Annotated in this window: 16 protein-coding genes; 4 read left to right on the forward strand and 12 right to left on the reverse strand. The window is 34.0% G+C overall.

Annotation, left to right across the window (positions count from 1 at the left end; all coding sequences use genetic code 11):
* Positions 1–6: 6 nt before the first annotated feature.
* From CAR_RS06600 to CAR_RS06630, 7 genes are all read right to left on the reverse strand, one after another.
* Positions 7–213, reverse strand: a complete 207-nt coding sequence (locus CAR_RS06600) for a YqgQ family protein (RefSeq protein WP_013710954.1) — start codon at positions 211–213, stop codon at positions 7–9.
* Positions 214–224: 11 nt separating this feature from the next.
* On the reverse strand, positions 225–914 hold the full coding sequence (locus tag CAR_RS06605; protein WP_013710955.1) for a rhomboid family intramembrane serine protease: 690 nt from the start codon (positions 912–914) through the stop codon (positions 225–227).
* Between the two features lie 221 nt (positions 915–1,135).
* A complete protein-coding gene (locus CAR_RS06610; RefSeq protein WP_013710956.1) occupies positions 1,136–1,426 on the reverse strand; it encodes a hypothetical protein in 291 nt (96 codons plus the stop codon).
* 170 nt (positions 1,427–1,596) lie between these two features.
* Positions 1,597–1,746 (reverse strand): 50S ribosomal protein L33, encoded by a 150-nt coding sequence (gene rpmG, locus CAR_RS06615; RefSeq protein WP_007724164.1) that lies wholly within the window; start codon positions 1,744–1,746, stop codon positions 1,597–1,599.
* 142 nt (positions 1,747–1,888) lie between these two features.
* Positions 1,889–2,401: a hypothetical protein gene (locus CAR_RS06620; protein WP_013710958.1), complete on the reverse strand. Its 513-nt coding sequence runs from the start codon at positions 2,399–2,401 to the stop codon at positions 1,889–1,891.
* A gap of 24 nt (positions 2,402–2,425) precedes the next feature.
* Positions 2,426–2,776: a hypothetical protein gene (locus CAR_RS06625; protein WP_013710959.1), complete on the reverse strand. Its 351-nt coding sequence runs from the start codon at positions 2,774–2,776 to the stop codon at positions 2,426–2,428.
* Between the two features lie 213 nt (positions 2,777–2,989).
* Positions 2,990–5,119: a peptidoglycan D,D-transpeptidase FtsI family protein gene (locus tag CAR_RS06630; RefSeq protein ID WP_443101011.1), complete on the reverse strand. Its 2,130-nt coding sequence runs from the start codon at positions 5,117–5,119 to the stop codon at positions 2,990–2,992.
* 143 nt (positions 5,120–5,262) lie between these two features.
* Here CAR_RS06630 and CAR_RS06635 point away from each other — a divergent pair, with 143 nt between their 5' ends.
* Both CAR_RS06635 and CAR_RS06640 read left to right on the forward strand, forming a co-directional pair.
* On the forward strand, positions 5,263–8,037 hold the full coding sequence (locus CAR_RS06635) for a YfhO family protein (protein ID WP_041556360.1): 2,775 nt from the start codon (positions 5,263–5,265) through the stop codon (positions 8,035–8,037).
* A complete protein-coding gene (locus CAR_RS06640; RefSeq protein WP_013710962.1) occupies positions 8,034–8,672 on the forward strand; it encodes a pentapeptide repeat-containing protein in 639 nt (212 codons plus the stop codon). The genes CAR_RS06635 and CAR_RS06640 overlap by 4 nt, the downstream gene beginning before the upstream one ends.
* 131 nt (positions 8,673–8,803) lie before the next feature.
* Here CAR_RS06640 and CAR_RS06645 read toward each other — a convergent pair whose 3' ends face one another.
* The gene (locus CAR_RS06645; protein ID WP_041556362.1) at positions 8,804–9,334 is read right to left on the reverse strand and encodes a hypothetical protein; all 531 of its coding nucleotides are present in this window, start codon (positions 9,332–9,334) and stop codon (positions 8,804–8,806) included.
* A gap of 143 nt (positions 9,335–9,477) precedes the next feature.
* On the reverse strand, positions 9,478–10,086 hold the full coding sequence (locus CAR_RS06650) for a superoxide dismutase (protein ID WP_041556364.1): 609 nt from the start codon (positions 10,084–10,086) through the stop codon (positions 9,478–9,480).
* 246 nt (positions 10,087–10,332) lie between these two features.
* Here CAR_RS06650 and CAR_RS12945 point away from each other — a divergent pair, with 246 nt between their 5' ends.
* Complete coding sequence (locus CAR_RS12945; RefSeq protein ID WP_274413433.1) at positions 10,333–11,094, forward strand: DUF1189 domain-containing protein; 762 nt, start codon at positions 10,333–10,335, stop codon at positions 11,092–11,094.
* Positions 11,095–11,141: 47 nt separating this feature from the next.
* Here CAR_RS12945 and CAR_RS06660 read toward each other — a convergent pair whose 3' ends face one another.
* Together CAR_RS06660 and CAR_RS06665 are read right to left on the reverse strand one after the other, a co-directional pair.
* Positions 11,142–12,497, reverse strand: a complete 1,356-nt coding sequence (locus CAR_RS06660; RefSeq protein ID WP_013710966.1) for a DEAD/DEAH box helicase — start codon at positions 12,495–12,497, stop codon at positions 11,142–11,144.
* Between the two features lie 174 nt (positions 12,498–12,671).
* Positions 12,672–14,684 carry a KUP/HAK/KT family potassium transporter gene (locus tag CAR_RS06665; protein WP_041556368.1) on the reverse strand — a complete coding sequence of 671 codons (2,013 nt, stop codon included), beginning with the start codon at positions 14,682–14,684 and terminating at the stop codon, positions 12,672–12,674.
* A gap of 500 nt (positions 14,685–15,184) precedes the next feature.
* Between CAR_RS06665 and zwf the strand changes: the two genes are divergently transcribed.
* On the forward strand, positions 15,185–16,672 hold the full coding sequence (zwf, locus tag CAR_RS06670) for a glucose-6-phosphate dehydrogenase (protein WP_013710968.1): 1,488 nt from the start codon (positions 15,185–15,187) through the stop codon (positions 16,670–16,672).
* Between the two features lie 60 nt (positions 16,673–16,732).
* Here zwf and CAR_RS06675 read toward each other — a convergent pair whose 3' ends face one another.
* Entirely contained in the window at positions 16,733–17,593 is an 861-nt protein-coding gene (locus tag CAR_RS06675; protein WP_013710969.1) for an aldo/keto reductase, read from the reverse strand.
* Between the last annotated feature and the right edge of the window lie 49 nt (positions 17,594–17,642).

Here is a 17,642-nt window from a genome sequence, read left to right on the forward strand (position 1 = left end):
CAGCTTTTATTCTTTTGTTTGTTCGTCTTCTTTACGATGCTCTTGTTTTAAAATTAGTAAAGCGGGCAAATATTCATCATTTTCTATCAGCCCGTTTTCATGCAGTTTTTTTAATTCAACCATCATTAATTCAATATCCCAAATTCGTTTTCCAATATACACATAGATACCAAAGCGTTTCAATAATTGTTGTACATCATATAATGTCCTCACTACTTCACTCCCTAAAGTCCAAATAGAGGAACAGCGGTATTAAGGTATCCTATATAAGCAAAAACAATAACCATTAAGAGAAAGAGGACGCCATAAATCAAACGCTTGTTTCTCCAGGTTTTTAACGGATTAGGCACACTGATTGCTGTGGCAATTAAGAAACCGCCTAACAAGCCCCCTAGATGCCCGGCCATATCAATAGAAGAACTAAATATTCCAAATACAATATTGATAATGATCAACGTACCAAAACTTTTCGCCATCTGTTGGATTGCAGGATTGTGTTTAAACGTCTGTCCAAGCATAATGGTCGATCCAAATAGACCGAATAAAGCTGTACTCGCACCGGCAGACAAAGCGTCACTAAAAGCAAAACTCGCAAGATTTCCAGCTATACCGCTAAGTAAGTAGATTCCAGCAAATCGTAAATGACCAAACATACCTTCTAATTGTTCACCTAAATAGTACAGAATCACTGAATTCATTAATAAATGAATAAATCCGATATGCAAGAACATCGGTGTAATCAATCTCCACCATTCTCCTAAAACAATATACGGGTTAAACTTTGCTCCATATTTTATTAATGTAGCAACATTAGTGCTTCCACCATCTAAAGTCATTAAAACAAATGCCAAAATTTGAATGATCAAAAGAGCATAGGTTACAACTGGTTTTCTAAAAAAACGCTTTAATTTCATTTGGGTGCTGTATTCCAAACTATCAACTCCATTCTATTACTAAATGAACTAGTTAAAAGATCTAACTAATCAAATAACCTCTAACATTTATTATAGCATAAAGCTGCTTATTCTTGACAATAATACTTAAGTTCCTGTTATCAATCTAAACAAAAAAATACTATTGAAATTTAGGTGGTCAACTAAATTTCAACAGTATTTTTTTCAATAAACAAATGAGTTTACTCCATATTCCCAATATCTTTGCTTAAATTGCTGATAGCATCTAAGTTTTCTTTTGTATGTTTGCCTTTTGAATCTGATTTTTCTTCATTCGTATTGGATTTAAGAACTGAAATGGTAACGATTTGACTTGGATTTAAATAGCATGAAATGCCTTTTTCGTCTTCTAATAAGACAAAACTTTCTAACAATTCTCCATCTTCATCTGTTACTTTATTTAGCAGTTGTTCAGCAGAACTATTGAAGGTTACTGTTTTTCCATTACTTAAATGTACTTCACTTTTATCCATCCTCAAAACCACCTTTTCATTTATTGCTTTTAGTATAGCAAATAGAAGTCGTTGAACCTAATGCTAAGCTTTTCAACTGAATTTTCTCCATATAAAAAAGCTGAAAGAATTTCTTTCAGCTTTATCTATATTAATCTCATTTTTTTGCGAATTAAAAATAACAAGAAATGTTATTTTGTTTCACGATGTAAAGTTACAACACGTTCGCGCGGGCAGTATTTTTTGAATTCAACACGGTCCGGACTGTTACGTTTGTTTTTCTTTGAGATGTAATTACGTTCTTTACATTCTGTACATTCCAATGTGATGTTTACACGCATGATTTTCCCTCCAAGCATTAAACAGTATTTGAAGACATAGTTGTTGTCTTCTGACTTAAATATCATATCACTTTTTGTATAAACATGCTAGTATTTTTTTAGAGGTTGTAAAGTTTTTTTACTTTACGCCCCTTATTTCAACCTAATTATTATCCATCAATACACTAGCCAATTCATTATAATCCATCTCACTTGATACTTCATAAGAACCAGGACGAATAAGCGCAGCATAACTATTCTCTTCTAAGAATCCATCAAAGTCAAAAGCATCTTCAATTAATCCTTGCTCTTGTAGTTGTTGACTAGCAACACTGCTTGGATCTCCATCATTGATAATAACCGTGATTTTTTTCTCACTTGGTTCAGAAGATTCCGAATCAGCACTCTCCGCTGATTCGCTTGTTGCTTCTTCGTTGACAACAGCAGATTCACTTGTTGCCGTTTCTTTTTCTAAATCAGCAACTTCCCTATCAGCTAGCAATGCTTCATATTTTTCTTGATAGGATATTTCTTCTTTAGTTGGAACAGTCTCTTCAGTCTTCTCATTTTCAGAGGCGATAGGTTGAACATCATAAAGGAAAAGTCTATATCCTGCAAGAACAATAGCAGAAACTAAAAATCCTAATGCTAAGTAACGTAATGCCGGTTTACTCATGTTATTATTCTCCTTTATTAGGGGTTAATTATTTTTAACATACTCATCGATAACAACTTTTACAGTTGCTTCAGATAAACGTGTTTGCATCACAATGTCTTCCACTGCCACACCTTGTGTATATAAACTGACTACATGTTTCTTCAAAACATCATGAATCTTAGCTGAAGTCGGGGTTTCTGTTACTTGAATATTTAATTCTTCTTCTAAAACTGAAACACGTTTTTTCAAACTATAAATGTCTTGTAGCAATTGCAGAGACAATTCTTCAAATTCTTCTTTAATTTTCTCGCCATTATCTTTTTTATAAAATGACCAGCCAATTAATGCAACCGCAATGACTAATAAGATAATCACAATTATCCATAAGTCCATCAAATTCACCTCTTCTTTATTAATCTCAAAGTCAAGTTTAACATAACTTAGTTTAAAAAAATACTCTGTAAAATAAACTTAATAATTTAGCAATGTATCTTGCTAAATCAGGAAAATAGCATTTGAATCTAAAAATTATTAAGTGCACTCTGATTTTTTGTGAAATAAAAAGACTTTACCTGAGAATCAGGCAAAATCTTTTTATTCTATCAATCATTCTTCAGTGTTTTCATCATGATCTTCAGCAATTTCCCCCGAAAGTTCCTTATATTCGCCAACTTGGAAGTAGGCATCAAAAACTTTACGAGCAACGATTGTATTTTCGTGATTACTATTCGTATTTGGTAAATAAGGAACAATAACAAAAACTGCTATCTCAGGATTATCATATGGTGCATACCCCACAAAAGTTCTATTTGTTACACTTTCCCCTTTTCTGTTTTCAACAACTCCATCATAGAACGCCTCAGCAGTTCCTGTTTTACCGGCAACAGTGTATTCAGTCCCCGCAAAGTAACTTGTGGCTGAACCATTTGCCCCATTAGCTACTTGATACATTCCTTGTTGCACACGACTCATTTCTTCTTTTCCAACATCAACAATGTTCAAAACTTCTGTTTCCAATTGCGTTTGAATAGCGCCCATATTTCCATTTGCATCCGTCTCTCTAATTTCGTCTATCAAACGAGGGGCAATCCTTTTTCCACCATTTGCAATTGTTGAAACATATTGCAGCATTTGAATTGGAGTATACGTATCGTACTGTCCAAATGCAAATGTTAAGGCTAAACCTGGATTTTCTGCGGTTCCTATGAATCCAGAACCCTCACCTGGTAAGTCAATTCCCGTTTTTATACCTAATCCAAATTGAGCATAATAACTCCTCAATTTTTTTATAACTGCTCTGTAATCAATATCTAACGCCATATTTCTATAGTAATCGTACTCTCCGCCCATCCGCAGAGCAATTTTTGACATATAAACATTTGAAGAACGTTCCAGTGCCGAAATATCATTTACTGCGACACTGCCAGAACGATTAAAAACTGAACTAATAGTGTTACTACCTCTAATCATTAAAGGTTCATCAATTAACGTGTTATCTGCCAGGGTGATAGCTCCATCCATATATCCAGCCAGTACAGTTGCCGGTTTGACTACTGAACCCATTTGAAAACTTGAATTAATAATATCTAATGTAGCATCATCAATTTCACCAGTTTTTGCATTCCGTTTTTGACCAGTCATCGCTAAAATTTCACCATTGTTTGGATCAGCTGCCACAACATATATACTGTTATTCAGCCCTTCGCTTTCAGTAGCTACAGATTGCTTAGCAATATCTTGAACAATTTTTTGAAAATCCATGTCAGTTGTTAAAACAAGATTATCGCCTTTTTCACCCGCATAACTTTGGATCGTGTTGACGATATCTCCATTTTGATTCGATTCAGTTTCGGATTTTGATTTTGATCCGCTTAACACTTCTTCATATTCCAACTCAAGGTAACTTTTCCCGACTCGGTCATTACGTGCGTATCCTTGTGCTAAATAAGTCGCTGCCTTATTCTCTGGAAGACCTTCAGACTCACTTGTAACATCTCCAAGGATACTCCTAAGCATGTTCCCCTCTGGATACGTTCTGACCCAATCTGTACCGGTATCAATTCCAGGTAATGTCAAAAGATTTTCACTTACTTTTGCGATTTCGTCATTCGTCACATTTTCGCTTTTAATGTTGATTGTTGATAAAGCATAACCGCCATTCATTCGTTTAAAAATAGCTGCTGCTTCTTGTTCTTCCTCTGAAAACTGAATATCTTCATCTGTCACTTTATCTACTTGAAGTTGATAAAGTTCTGACCCGCTTAAAGTTTCCTTTTGCTCATCGCTTATGCGTTTATTCACTTTGTCTTCATCTAGAGCAATCCAAAAATCTTTTAAGTCTCGTTTTGACAAATCAAAATCACTATCTTGTTCAAATTCTGTAACATTCGGCATTTCGATGTACTGCGCTAAATTCATAGCGATTTTTGCCATATCTTCACTAGAAACACCTTTACCTCTAGTATAAGTAATCGCTTGAAGAGCTTCATTTCCGACTAATTTACGGTGCTGACTATCGTAAATTTCACCTCGAGGAACGGTTCCAGTTGCCAAAGTAGTCTCAGTTCGCTGAACTTCTGTTTCAAATTCTTCACCCTTAACAATTTGCAAATAACCCAATCTAAGGATCAACATAGCAAATAGCAAGAATACAGTGAAAAATAAAAAATTCAACCGAAAAGGAATATGCGATTTTTTCTTCTTATTATTGTTTTTATTTGTTTTCAAAAAAGACACCTTCCTGTTCAAATTACTTGTCTCATTGTATCAAATTTGTTTTGAATTAACTACTGATTAAAGAAAACTTTAATTATTTCATCTCATTCTATGCTATTCTAGTACTTGAAAGAATTACTAGTCCGTTAATGGAGTTGAAACTTATGCAAAAAACAATGCAGACCTTTATTCAAAAACAATGGCCCATGTTGTTAGCTTTTTTTGTTCCGTTCTTTACGATGTCGCTCATTTATATTTTTCAAGGCGTTTATCCTTTTGGAAATGATTCTCTACTAACAGTCGACTTAGGACAACAATACATTGATTTTTATTCGTATTATCGACAAACCTTTTTTGATGATCCAACTACATTTTTTTATTCTTTTTCTAAAGCTATCGGTGGAGATATGGTAGGGTTATGGGCCTATTACTTGACCAGCCCTTTTAATTTATTATTTTTACTCTTTCCGTATACTCAGATCTCGTTAGCAGTGACTTGCTTGACTCTTTTAAAAATTAGTTTAGCAGGGTTAAGTTTTGGTTATTTATTAAAAAAATCATTCAGTGGAACAGGATTTATCTTAGCAGCCTTTTCAATTAGTTACGCTTTAATGGGGTACACGATTGTCAATCAATTAAACATCATGTGGCTAGACGGCCTCATTTTTATGCCACTTATTGTGCTGGGTCTTGAACAATTGATTGCTGAGAAAAAGGGAGTACATTACTCTCTTTTTCTTGGACTGATGTTATTCTCAAATTACTACATCGCTTATATGATTTGTCTCTTTCTAGTCTGTTATTTCATTTTTCGTTTGACCGGTGTTTCTTATCCAAATGGAACTCAGTGGAAAACCAAGTTTACAGACATGCTCACTTCTATTGGATTGTTCATTTGGCATTCTCTATTAGGAGCAGGATTAGCAGGGATATTACTGCTGCCAACATTTCATTCCCTTATGGAAAGTAAAGCCAGCTACACGAAATTTGAATTTGACTGGGAATTAGCCTACCCGTTTCCAGAAATGGTATCCAAATTATTTATTGGCGCTTTTAATTTTGACCAAATGCCTTCTGGTTATCCTAATTTATTCATTGGCAGCTTAGCGCTTGTCTCATTCATTTGTTATTTCTTTAATAGTTACTTTTCAAAAAAAGAGCGATTGACCGCCTTAGTAATGATGATTCTATTTGTTGTTTCTATGAATTTAGAAGCTTTCAACAAAATCTGGCATGCTATGCAGTACCCTATCTGGTACCCTTATCGTTTTTCGTTTGTGGTTTGCTTCTTTATGTTAATTAACGGATTTAGAAGTTTTATGCACTATGAAGGCATGCGGCCTATTAGTACACTTGTCAGCATGCTATTAACGGCCTTAGTAAGCTTTTACGTCTATAATGGTGAATTTGATTTTATTTATACAGAACAAATTATTTTAACGGTTCTTTTTACCTGTATGGTTATCTTTTTCTTTATTATCAAACCACAACAATACACTTGGCTACCTGCTGCACTCTTTCTTCTCACCGCAGTAGAAATGGGTGTAAATGCCCAAATCGATTTATCTCGTTTGAGTTATGTCGATCAAGACAGCTTTACGGTTTACCAAACCGGGCTGGATGATAGTATTGATGCCATACAAGATATGGATGATAATTTTTATCGAGTCGAAAAAACATTTTTACGAACAAAAAATGATAGCTTTCAAGCTGACTATCCGAGTGTGACTCATTTCAGTTCAACTTTTGAGCGAACAATACCTGCCTTATTTGGTAGTCTTGGTTTTCCTGTAGGAGATGGTTTTCTTGCCTATTCTAATGGAACGCTGGTAACTGATGCTTTATTTAATATTCAGTATTACATGAGCGAAAAAAAGGATCTTTATCTTGCAGAAACCAACCAACCTTTAGGCGTCAAAAGTACCCGGTTGAAAGATTCTTTGAGCCGGACGCAACAAGTACCATCATTAATAGATTCTTTACTGATCCCTTCTGTTTCAGATGCTAAAAAAGAGGAATTTGAACTAAGTACCATGCAGACAAAACCCGATTTACGCTCTTATACACAAATTGGCGAAACGGATAAGACGTTTATTTACGAAAATCCCAATACCTTACCAATTGCTTTCGGAAGTTCTGACTCTATCCTAGACGTTTCTTTAATAGAGGATCAGCCGATTCAGTTACAAGAAGCGATTTTACAAGCTTTGACCAATAATCGAGGTACAGAGCAGTTCTTTATGCCTAGCGATTTTGATAGTACCGTATACCAAAATGTGACCCTATCTGATGCTCTTAACGAGAAGATTTACCGGAAACAAGTTTTGAATAACGATGCATCCGTGAGTTTTCAATTTACACCGGAAACTAATGATTCCTTCTATTTAACACTTAGCCCCAATATTAAAGAAGAAGATGTTAACTTATTTTTAAATGGAGAACCGTTCACTCAATATGAGACATATAGAGATCAATTAATTTTAAATATTGCCAGTCAAAATAAAGGAGATACTCTTACGTTTAAAATTGAATTAGAAGAATCTACGATACGCTTAAAAGACTTTCAACTGTATCGTTTAAATTCAACCGCATTTGAGTCAGCTATCCAATCTTTAAAAGCTGGTGGCATAACCATCGAGGAATATAGCAACACGTCTTTTAAAGGCACTGTAGATATTCAGCAAGACCAAGAAGTCTTAATGACGACTATTCCGTATAGTGAAGGTTGGTCTGTTAAGGTTGATGGTATTCCTATCCAAACGAAGAAAGCTTTAGACAGTTTGTTAGTTATTCCTATCACTGAAGGTAAACACGTTGTTGAATTTAATTATACGACACCCTTATTTTTTGAAGGAACCATTTTAACGCTCATTTCGGCAATGCTTCTTTTTGTAACAAGTCTTTTCTTTAAAAAAAATCTTAAAGGTGGAAACCAATGAATACATCAATAAAAATAGCTCAACCTAGAATACCTGCCAATCTATCAGCTTCGCATTTTGATGAAATCGATCACGAGTCTTACTACACAAATTGTCAATTTAAGGACTGTACCCTATCTAGTAAGCAGCTAGAAAATGTCTGCTTCCAACATGTTTCTTTTATTAATGTGACCTTTGAACATTGCCAATTTACTCGTTTTGAATGTTTAGATGTTACGTTTGAAGGATGCAACATCAGTAACAATGAATGGATTGGTGCTATTTTCCATCGCACGACTTTCAAAGATACGAAATTTCTGGGTACTAATTTTGCTGAATCTTCTATTGTTGATGCTCAGTTTGATCATTGTATCGGGAATTACAGTTCTTTCAATTATGCTTCAATGAAGCAAGTTCGTTTCCAAGACTGTTCATTGCTTGAAAGTGAATTTTTCGAAGTGACTTGGAAAAAACTAGATTTTGTACGGTGTCAATTGAATCAACTATCTATTATGCAAACAAACCTCAACGGATTAAATTTTAGCGATTCTGAATTTGAAAATTTATCGGTATCCATTGATTTAGTAAAAGGATGCAAACTCAATGCTGGACAAGCTCTTGTTATTGCAAATATGTTAGGTATTCAAATTGTATAATCCTAACGTGCTTCTGGTCAAACGTTCCTTTTGATTAATGTATTCTAGTAAATACTAACGGACGATTTGAAGATAAAAATAACCCTGATTTCCTTTTTAAGGAAACTAGGGTTATTTTTTTTAGAGAATTTTCATCGTCTGGTGGTATCATTATCTGAATCCGGTCCAAACCATGGTTGATTATTGTACGTGCCATTAAATCTCGGACTGCTAATGTCGCTATTCGCTGAACCAGAATTGATAAAATCAGATTGATGATTAAATTCTTTGTTTCCTTTAAGATCTGTAACGGGTTGGCCTAACCGATTTTTTTGATACCAATATTCTTTATCTGAATTCTCACCCAACAACAAAACATACGTTAATTCAGACATTGCTTGGTTATATTGGTCTTGTTCTTCTTTTACAGATAGTCCATATTTTTCTAACGAGAAAATATCATCAGATTCTGTATGGTGAACCATCCAAGTTGCTTTTTCTAACAGAATTGGACGATTTTCATAAAGTGGAACTGCCATTTGGAATTCATGTAAAATATCTTCTCTGTCTTTGTTTGTAACGAGTGTCATTTGGTTAATCGCTTGCCCCTCACCTAAAAGTTTGTTTACTTTTTCTATCAATGATTCTATAGACGGATAGACACCAATGAATCGTTTATTCATTTCACCACTCCTCACTGATTAAGGTGTTCCTATTTTCACATCTTAATTTTACCACAAAAGAAAGCGATTACAAAGATTCGCAACGTAATACTCTATAGAAAAAAGACAAACACATGAGTGCTTGTCTTTTTAAATTTAAAAATTTATTTAGCTGCTTCGTAACGTTTTGCTACTTCATTCCAGTTAACAACATTCCATACTGCTTTTAAATAAGCAGGGCGTTTGTTTTGGTAGTTCAAGTAGTATGCATGTTCCCAAACATCTACTCCAAAAAGTGGTGTTTTTCCATCTGTTAATGGAGAATCTTGATTAGCTGTTGAAGTTACTTCTAATTTACCGTTATTAAGAACTAACCATGCCCAACCTGAACCAAATTGGCCAGCTCCAGCAGTTTCAATTGCTTCTTTGAATTTATCAAAGCTTCCAAAAGTCGCTTCAATATCTTCTTTTAACGTTCCAGTTGGTTCTCCGCCACCATTTGGTGAAAGAATTTCCCAGAAGAAGCTGTGGTTAGCATGTCCGCCACCATTGTTACGGATAGCTGTACGGATTTCTTCAGGAACTGAATTTAAGTCTGCTACTAATTCTTCAATTGATTTTTTTGCTAACTCTGGGTATTTTTCAAGAGCAGCATTTGTTTTTTCAACATATGTTGCATGATGTTTATCATGATGAAACTCCATAGTTGCTTGGTCGATATGTGGTTCTAATGCATCATATCCATAAGGTAATTTTGGTAATTCGTATGTCATAATCAATTCCTCCATTTATCTTTTTTTTAAGCTTTCCCTAATAAATGTAACACCTTTCAATAGAAAACACAAAGTATTCAGGTAGTTATTTTAGAAAAAAATAACACAATTACTTTTTAACACCTATAGCCTATTGAGTTTATCAAATTTAACCGCTACAATAAAATTAATCACTATTTAGTATGCAATAGAAAATTCATTCGTTTTATCAAGTCAGGAGAGATTACTATCCAATTCATAACTTTAATTAAAGATTCATTATTTCATCCAGAAAAGCTAGCACAAGCAATTACGTTAAAAAAAGGGAAAGTATTTCTTTATTTTTTATTCATCGCTTTTATCGCAACAATTCCAACTTGGATACAAAGCAATCAAATAATCAATGATTTTAGTCGAGATGGTCAAATTATTGCGGAAAGTATTCCACCTTTTGAAATAGAAAATGATCAAATTGTTACAACTGAACCTGTAAAAAGTTATATATATCAAACCGATTCGATTATCTTCACTTTTGATCCAAACGGAGAAAGAACCATTGAAGATGTAGAACAAGATTTAGTTGCAAACTTATTGGGAATTGCTTTTTTAGAAGACAGTCTTTATTTTGTTCTTCCAGATTACCCTATCCAATTGCCGTATACTCAGTTAAACGGCTTAACAAGCGAAACATTTATCGACCTTATTTTAAATGTTCAAGCATTTGGTATTAGTTTGCCGCTTATTACATTTATTCTCATATGGTTGTCTACTCTTTTTCTTACGTTTTTGTATACTTTACTGTACACCTTATTTGCAAATATTCTCTCTATCCTTACCGGAAGAAAGTTGAAATTTGGCGATAACTGGAAAATTGTCTTAGTTGCTTCTACATTGCCAACGCTATTCATTGCACTATTAAATAGTGTTAATTTAATACCTGTTTTTCAATTAGAAATCAAAACAATTGTAACTTTATTCATCTATTATTTAGCCATTCGAGTACTGCCTAAAACGAAACGTATGCCCTAAAAATGAAGATTAAAAAGGAGTTGAGAATTTATTCTCAACTCCTTTTTTTAAATTATTTTTTCTTGTTTGCTTTTTTTAATAGCATTAGCTTGACTACGACGTTCAACACGACGCTGTTTCAAACCACTCTCTTTAATGGCACGAGACATTTTTTTCTTGTATCCTGGTTTAACTTTTTTCTTTGTCTGACTTATCATACTCTTCAATTTAGGATCAATTTTATCAGTAGCCGTGTTTTCACGAGTCGTACGACGCTTACGATCATACGTGTCTACTATTTCACCTTTTTGAATCATTTTTGGTTCAAAAGGAATCCCTAATTTTTCAATGTCTATGATTAAGTTTTCATCGCTTGGAGCATACAAAGTGATGGCAGTTCCTTTAAGATTGTTTCTTCCAGTTCTACCAACACGATGAATAAAGAAGCTAAGGTCTCTTGGAATCTCAGCATTGATCACATGTGAAACACCTTCAATATCAATACCGCGTGCAGCTAAATCAGTCGCAACGACAAATTGATACTCAAGATTTTGTACTTGTTTCATTACACGTTTTCTTTCACGTGGAGGAATATCTCCATGAATTTTAGCTACTTTAATCCCTCTAGATTTAAGACCATCCGCTAATTCATCGACTTTAGATTTCGTATTTGCGAAAATCATAACCAAATACGGTTGTCCAATCGTTAATAATTCATAAATAACATCAATTCTGTCTTTCCCTTTTGTAGAAATAAGCCAATTTTCAATCGTTGGTGAAATAATTGCTTTAGGCTGAATTTGTTCAAATAACGGATTAGACATATATTTTTTCAAAAACGGTTGTAACTTAATCGGGATAGTTGCTGAGAAGACAAGCATTTGCAACTTTTCAGGTAATTTACTTGCGATTTGATCAACATCCGTTAAAAATCCCATATCTAAAGTCATATCTGCTTCGTCAATAACCAAGACTGGAGACGTATAAATCAATAAAGCTTTTTCAGTTACTAAATCTAAAATTCTCCCAGGTGTTCCGATTACAATATGTGGTTGAGTTCCAGCTAATTTAGTTATTTGTCGTTTTTTATCTGTTCCACCTACAAAATTTTGTACAATAATTTTTGCAGGAGCTTTTTCAACTAATTGAAGTGCTGCTTGATATATTTGTTCTGCTAGTTCTCTACTAGGAGTAGTGATCACCACTTGCACTTCTTTACGTGATGGATCAATTTTGTTTATTAATGGAAGTAAAAATGTATGAGTTTTTCCTGACCCCGTTTGTGATTGACCAATAACACTTTTCCCACTTTTAATAGCTGGTATAAGCTTTTCTTGTACTTCTGTTGGCTTTGTAAAACCAATTTCATTTATTGCGTCAATTAAAAAGGGTTGTAACCCAAACTTTTCAAAGGTATGTTCCATTTTATCGCCTCATTTCTCTTGATACTCTTTTGCATCTTTTGTATTATACCATAAAACTGAAGTATTCGTTACTTAAATATATTTTGCTTTCAAAATTATCTTTTCTATGCAAACAAAGAAGCCTACGGAAGAAAGTAACTTTCTTCCGTAGGCTTCTTTGTTTGCATGCTTCCTTTATTTTTTTGTAGTTACTCGTTTTAATTTGGTTTTTTTTCGATTTCCAAGCAATAGTGGAACATGTTCAATTTTTACATCTGTGTATTCAAGTCCAAACCATTTTATTGGAGAAACGGAGACTTTTTTTATTGCTAATTTGACTGACATAATAAAGTGACCTCTGTCGGATAGTTCAGAATCTACAGAAAGCTCTTCGCGAACCAACACAAAACAAAAATCGCCAATGTCTTGATTAAAATTATTTGTAGACCAATGTTGGGGTTGTTTTTCAATCGTCCCATCTGCCATAAGGTCTATAACGATTTGTCTTAAATAGGTACTCACTTGTTGAGGAACTCTAAAACCAAGACGCAATTGAACTTTAACAATAAAATCCGTCTCAAATGTTTCTACGGTATACTCCATCGTTCTAGGTTCATCTGTTACAAGAACATTTACAAACCAGTAAACAGCTGCTCGTTTTGGCTGTTTATCAAATATCGAATAAATAATTTCATTATCAATCATCCCCGCAGTTTCTTTGCTGGTAAGGTAAACTAAATTAGTAGCATAATACGGCATTGACTCTTCTGATCGAAGTTCACTCAATTGGTCTTTATAATCTAAAAGACTCACTTCTCTTACAACATTTTGCTCTATTTGATTTGCTTTGTGCCATACGACCATAATCATTAAGATCGTAGCTGCAATAATGATGGTCACAAATCCGCCATGGAAAAATTTTGAAATACTTGAAATGAAAAATATGACTTCAAGTACACCGAAGAAAACAATCATAACACCTGCTAATACTTTAGGGATTTTTTTAACAATTAGGTAATTAAACAACAGAATTGTCGTCATTAACATTGTAATGGTAATGGCTAGTCCGTAAGCTGCTTCCATATGTTCTGAATTTCTGAAATATAAGACGACTCCTAAGCAAGATAACCACAAAATCGTATTGACAACTGGAATATACAGTTGTCCCTTAGAATTTGATGGATAGATGGTTTTCAAACGTGGCAATAACTTTAACTTTATAGCTTCTGAAACCAAGGTATACGACCCTGATATTAATGCTTGTGAAGCAATAATTGCTGCTAACGTTGCCGCCCCTACACCTATAATCCTAAACCAATCGGGCATTATTTCAAAAAAAGGATTAAAACCCTTTATCGCTTGCAGTTGTTCATTATCTTTAACATCTAAAAGCCAAGCCCCTTGTCCTAAATAGCTTAGTAACAAACAAATTTTAACGTATGGCCAAGTTAAATAGATATTTTTACGACCTACATGTCCTAAATCAGAATACAAAGCTTCCGCTCCAGTAGTTGCTAAGAAAACACTGCCCAAGATTAAGAATCCAGCTTTATTATTTTCGCTAAACAAAAATTTAATACCATATACAGGCGAAAGTGAACGGAAAATATCAAAATTCCCTAATACATTCACTAATCCGATTGTTCCAATCATAAAAAACCAAAGGAACATTAAAGGACCGAATAGTTTACCAATTAATTCTGTTCCAAAACGTTGAATTAAAAATAAAAAAGTAATCACAACTAGCGTAATCATAATTACGGTTTCTTGACCTGTTCCAAAAAATGCAACATAAGCAGGAATCGTTCTTAGACCTTCAATTGCAGTTGTAACTGTAACTGCAGGCGTTAATATCCCATCGGCTAAGAGAGCCGCCCCTCCTATGATGGCCGGTATAATTAACCAACCCGCCTTTTTTCTAATTAATGCATAGAGAGAAAATATACCGCCTTCTCCATGGTTGTCAGCTCTTAGAGCAATCATTACATATTTAATTGTTGTCAATAACGTAAGTGTCCAAAATACTAAAGATAACGCTCCATAAATAAACTCATTAGTAACGGAAACTAGTCCCCCATTGCCTTCTATTAAAGCTTTCATAACATATAACGGTGATGTCCCAATATCACCGTAGACAACTCCTAGTGTTACTAACAAACCTGAAATAGATAGGCTCTTTTTTTGTTTAGTAGTTAATTTATTTTCCATTTTCTGTTCCGTTCCTTCCGTATTCATATATCTGTTTTATAACAATACAAAAAAGCAAGACCTATACATAATCTTCTGAAATTACGCATAGGTCTTGCTTTTTAAGTTCAAACCAGTGTTCTACTAACACAGACTAGTTGATTTAAACACATAATATATGCTAGCTACTCCCCTATTTGATAGGCTTATTTAATTGTATGGTTTGATTAACATCCTTTATTATAATAATTTCGAAGCCATTGTCAACAACTTAATTTAGTGGACAAATGCTCCTCATTATTGCACTGTTTAAGAAAATAATTACTACCATTTTTAACATAGCAATTCGTCATTCTTTGTGTACTATTGTATAATGGTAATTGAACAAACTAAAAATGTGTAATAAGCTCTTACTTTTTAAAAGAAAGAATTAACGAATGATTGATTCTAAAAGCAGAAACCAGTACAATAGTTTTAGAAAAGATGAACGTCTTTGTTCTAGAAGAGGGGTATAAAGATAGATGACAACTGAACAGAATGTTTTATTTACAATCTTTGGAGGAACCGGAGATTTAGCAAAGAGAAAATTGTATCCATCTCTTTATCGCTTATATAAAAAAGGGTTCTTGAAAGAACATTTTGCTGTAATTGGAACTGCTAGAAGAGAATGGACGAATGACTATTATCGAGAAATTATTAAAGAAACGATAAGTGACCTCGTTACTTCTGAAGAAGCTGCAACTGAGTTTGCCAGCCACTTCTACTATCAATCACATAATGTTAATGATGAAGAACATTACGTTAACTTAAAACAATTAGCCGAAGAATTAGATGAACGCTACCAAATCAACGGCAATCGTTTATTTTATTTAGCTATGTCGCCTAATTTTTTTGGCACAATCACTCAACAATTAAACCAACAAGGATTGGTGTCAACTAATGGATTCAATCGTTTGATTATTGAAAAACCATTTGGGCATGACTATGAGAGTGCAGCTATTTTAAACGAACAACTTAGAGAAGTCTTTGATGAAAATCAAATTTTCCGTATTGATCATTATCTTGGCAAAGAAATGGTACAAAATATTTCTACTGTACGCTTTGCAAATAACATGATTGAATCTATGTGGAATAATCGCTACATCGATAACATTCAAATCACATTGAGCGAATCATTAGGTGTTGAAGAACGTGGCGGCTATTACGACAAAAGTGGTGCTTTAAGAGATATGGTACAAAATCATATTTTGCAAATTGTCTCTCTTCTGGCAATGGAGCCTCCTGCAAAACTTACAGACATAGATATTCGCAATGAAAAAATAAAAGCTTTACGAGCTGTTCGTCTTTTCAAGCCTGAAGAAGTGAAAGAAAATTTTGTTCGCGCTCAATATGATGTTGGTACTAACACCGATAGTTTATTGAACAAGTACCAAGATGAATTGAATGTTGCAGAAGATTCTCAAACAGAAACATTTGTGGCAGGTAAAGTTCTGATCGATACATTCCGTTGGAAGGGTGTCCCCTTCTATATTCGAACAGGTAAACGAATGGCCGAAAAAGGCACACAAATCAATGTTGTCTTTAAAAACGTTCCTTTAAACTTATTTAGTGAAGATATTGAAGAAGAATTGCCACCAAATGTATTGACCATTTTTATTCAACCAACTGAAGGTTTCTCACTTCAATTAAATACAAAAAAGGCTGGCATTGGTTTAGAAACAGAAACATTCAATCTTAAACACAAGCATTCAGCTGAAACAGTTGCAAACAGCCCTGAAGCTTATGAAAAGTTGATTTTTGACTGTTTAAATGGTGACTCAACAAACTTTACGCATTGGGATGAAGTAGCTTCTTCTTGGAAATTTGTTGATGTTATCCGTAAAGAATGGGATCAAGATAAGACAAATCTTCCAAGTTACCCAAGCGGTTCTATGGGTCCGACAGAAAGTGATGCCCTGTTAGCAAAAGACGGCTTTAACTGGCATTGGAACCCTATTGCACCTGAATAATCAAAAAACACAAAAAAAAATAGACGTAAGCACATTCTGCTTACGTCTATTTTTTTGTTCTTATACTGGTCTAATGGAAGTTTCTAATAATCTTTCCTGGTCATCAGGATCACTGCCATATCTTATTCCAGTTTCTAATGAATTAATTTGTTCTATCTCTTCTGTTGTCAAAGAAAAGTTGAATACATCGCTATTTTCTAAAATACGATTTTCATGAACTGATTTTGGAATAACAACTTCTCCTCGTTCTAAATGCCAACGGATAATCACTTGTGCAGGAGTCTTGAAATACTTTTGACCGATTTCCAATAGTATTGGATGGTTTAGTAGGTCAGATTTCCCTTGGCCTAAAGGACCCCATGCTTCATGAATGATGCCATTTGCCTTCATGTATTCATGCAATTCATTTTGTGGGAATTCTGGATGTGTTTCAATTTGGTTGATCATTGGTTGCATCAACCCTTGATTTTTAAGTTCTTCAAGGTGATGAATTTGGAAGTTAGACACTCCAATTGCTTTGATTTTTCCTTCTTCATACAATTCAACAATGGCTTTCCATGTTTCAACATATTTTGGAGCAGCCCAGTGAATTAAATACAAATCTAAATAATCTGTGTTTAAAAGGTCTAAACTTTCTTGGAATGCTACTTTTGTTTGTTCATAACCTTGATCGTAATTCCATACCTTAGAAGTAATAAATACTTCTTCTCTTTTAATCCCAGCTTCTTTTAAACCACGAGCTAAATATTTTTCATTGCCATAAATTTTAGCTGTATCAAAATGACGGTAGCCTACTTCAACTGCATATTTAACAGCATCCACTAATTCAGCTTCATTTTTCATTAAAAACAAACCTAAACCTAATTTAGGAATTTTAACTCCATTGTATAATTCAATGCTTTCTACTAACGGTTCACTCATTTACTACACTTCCTTCGGTATGATTTTTACATTAATAAGTTTAAACCAT

It is taken from the genome of Carnobacterium sp. 17-4, from assembly GCF_000195575.1.
GTDB lineage: Bacteria > Bacillota > Bacilli > Lactobacillales > Carnobacteriaceae > Carnobacterium_B.

Coding starts and splice junctions, on each gene's coding strand:
- CAR_RS06665 (WP_041556368.1), bottom strand. CDS start 14,684: ATGGAAAATAAATTAACTACTAAACAAAAAAAGAGCCTATCTATTTCA.
- CAR_RS06620 (WP_013710958.1), bottom strand. CDS start 2,401: ATGAGTAAACCGGCATTACGTTACTTAGCATTAGGATTTTTAGTTTCT.
- CAR_RS06660 (WP_013710966.1), bottom strand. CDS start 12,497: ATGGAACATACCTTTGAAAAGTTTGGGTTACAACCCTTTTTAATTGAC.
- CAR_RS06635 (WP_041556360.1), top strand. CDS start 5,263: ATGCAAAAAACAATGCAGACCTTTATTCAAAAACAATGGCCCATGTTG.
- CAR_RS06675 (WP_013710969.1), bottom strand. CDS start 17,593: ATGAGTGAACCGTTAGTAGAAAGCATTGAATTATACAATGGAGTTAAA.
- CAR_RS06625 (WP_013710959.1), bottom strand. CDS start 2,776: ATGGACTTATGGATAATTGTGATTATCTTATTAGTCATTGCGGTTGCA.
- zwf (WP_013710968.1), top strand. CDS start 15,185: ATGACAACTGAACAGAATGTTTTATTTACAATCTTTGGAGGAACCGGA.
- CAR_RS06610 (WP_013710956.1), bottom strand. CDS start 1,426: ATGGATAAAAGTGAAGTACATTTAAGTAATGGAAAAACAGTAACCTTC.
- CAR_RS06605 (WP_013710955.1), bottom strand. CDS start 914: ATGAAATTAAAGCGTTTTTTTAGAAAACCAGTTGTAACCTATGCTCTT.
- CAR_RS06645 (WP_041556362.1), bottom strand. CDS start 9,334: ATGAATAAACGATTCATTGGTGTCTATCCGTCTATAGAATCATTGATA.
- CAR_RS06650 (WP_041556364.1), bottom strand. CDS start 10,086: ATGACATACGAATTACCAAAATTACCTTATGGATATGATGCATTAGAA.
- CAR_RS06640 (WP_013710962.1), top strand. CDS start 8,034: ATGAATACATCAATAAAAATAGCTCAACCTAGAATACCTGCCAATCTA.
- rpmG (WP_007724164.1), bottom strand. CDS start 1,746: ATGCGTGTAAACATCACATTGGAATGTACAGAATGTAAAGAACGTAAT.